We start from the raw sequence: 1,891 nt of genomic DNA, 5'->3' as shown, positions 1-1,891 counted from the left end.
TGACCGCCAAGGACAACATCAAGTTCGACGGCCTCTCGCGTGTGAGTCATGTGACCGATGCCACCGACTGGCGCGTGGAATATCCCTTTGTCGTGCTGACGCCCGATACGGAAATCGAGATGGCCGGTCTGGTCAAGGGCTGTATCGACCTCGGCTTGACCATCATCCCCCGGGGCGGCGGCACCGGCTACACCGGCGGCGCGATTCCCCTGACTTGGAAGAGCGTGGTCATCAACACCGAAAAGCTCGAAGCCATGACGGAAGTCGAGATGCTGACGCTGCCGGGTCTAGACCATGCGGTGGCCACGGTCTGGACCGAAGCCGGTGTCGTGACCCAGCGCGTGGCCGATGCGGCCGAGCGCGGCGGCTTTGTCTTTGCGGTCGATCCGACCTCGGCCGAAGCGTCCTGCATTGGCGGCAATATCGCCATGAACGCGGGCGGCAAAAAGGCCGTGTTGTGGGGCACCGCGCTGGACAACCTCGCCAGCTGGCGTATGGTGACGCCGCAGGCCGAGTGGCTGGAGGTCACGCGTATCGGGCACAACCTGGGCAAGATTCACGACGCTGAAGTTGCCAGTTTTGAGCTGGCCTATTTCAAGGCCGACGGCAAAACGCCGCTGCGCACCGAGCGGCTCGATATTCCTGGCAAATCGTTCCGTAAAGAAGGTCTGGGCAAGGACGTCACCGACAAATTCCTGAGCGGTCTGCCGGGTATCCAGAAAGAAGGCTGCGACGGCCTCATCACCAGTGCGCGCTGGGTGGTGCACCGCATGCCCAGCCACACGCGCACCGTGTGCCTGGAGTTCTTTGGCAACGCAAGGGACGCCGTGCCCAGCATTGTCGAAATCAAGGATTTCATGTTTGCCGAGCAAAAACGCTCGGGCGTGTTGCTGGCCGGGCTGGAGCACCTGGATGACCGCTACCTGAAAGCGGTCGGTTATGCCACCAAGTCGAAACGCGGCGGTTTGCCCAAAATGGTGTTGTTTGGCGATATTGCAGGCAACGATGCCGACGCCGTGGCGCGCGCCACGTCGGAGGTGGTGCGGATTGCCAACTCGCGCAGCGGCGAAGGCTTTATTGCCATCAGCCCGGAAGCGCGCAAGAAGTTCTGGCTCGATCGCAAGCGCACCGCGGCGATCAGCAAACACACCAACGCTTTCAAGATCAACGAAGACGTGGTGATTCCGCTGCCGCGCATGGCGGAATACACCGACGGCATCGAGCGCATCAACATCGAATTGAGCCTGCGCAACAAAATTGCCTTGTGTGACGCGCTCCAAGACTTCTTTGCAAAAGGTGACTTGCCGCTGGGCAAGCACGACGACGCGAATGAAATCCCGTCGGCCGAATTGCTGGAAGACCGCGTGGCGCAGGCGCTGGCCCTGATTGGCGAGGTGCGCGCCTTGTGGGCGGGTTGGCTGCGGGATGTGGAGACGCTGTTCCCCCAGTTGCAGGACCACAGCTTGCGCGCCAGCTGGAAGACCCAGATTCGAGCGCCGCTGCAGAACATCTTTACCGGCGGCGCCTTTGAGGCCATCCTGAACGAATGCAATGCCGTGCATCAGCGCGTGCTCAAAGGCCGCGTCTGGGCGGCCCTGCACATGCACGCGGGCGACGGCAATGTGCACACCAACCTGCCGGTGAACAGTGATGATTACGACATGCTGCAGGCGGCGCATGGTGCGGTCAAACGCATCATGGCGCTGGCACGCTCACTCGACGGCGTGATCTCGGGCGAGCACGGCATTGGCATCACCAAACTGGAATTTTTGACCGATGAAGAGTTGCGACCCTTCACCGAATACAAGGCCCGAGTGGACCCGGAAGGGCGCTTCAACAAAGGCAAGTTGCTACGAAATCAGGAGCTTCCCGCGCAATCAGTACGGGGGCT

The 1,891-nt window shown here is 61.3% G+C and carries 1 protein-coding gene; it reads left to right on the top strand.

The genetic code is table 11. The annotated features are described in order from the left end of the window. Positions 1-1,891: FAD-binding oxidoreductase (locus B3V69_RS00560; RefSeq protein WP_296442815.1), on the top strand; the 1,891-nt coding region annotated here is incomplete at both ends.

The organism is Rhodoferax sp. UBA5149, from assembly GCF_002413825.1.
Taxonomy (GTDB): domain Bacteria; phylum Pseudomonadota; class Gammaproteobacteria; order Burkholderiales; family Burkholderiaceae_C; genus Rhodoferax.
The sequence above is the reverse complement of the archived record's forward strand: the minus strand, read 5'-3'. Positions and strand labels throughout refer to the sequence as shown.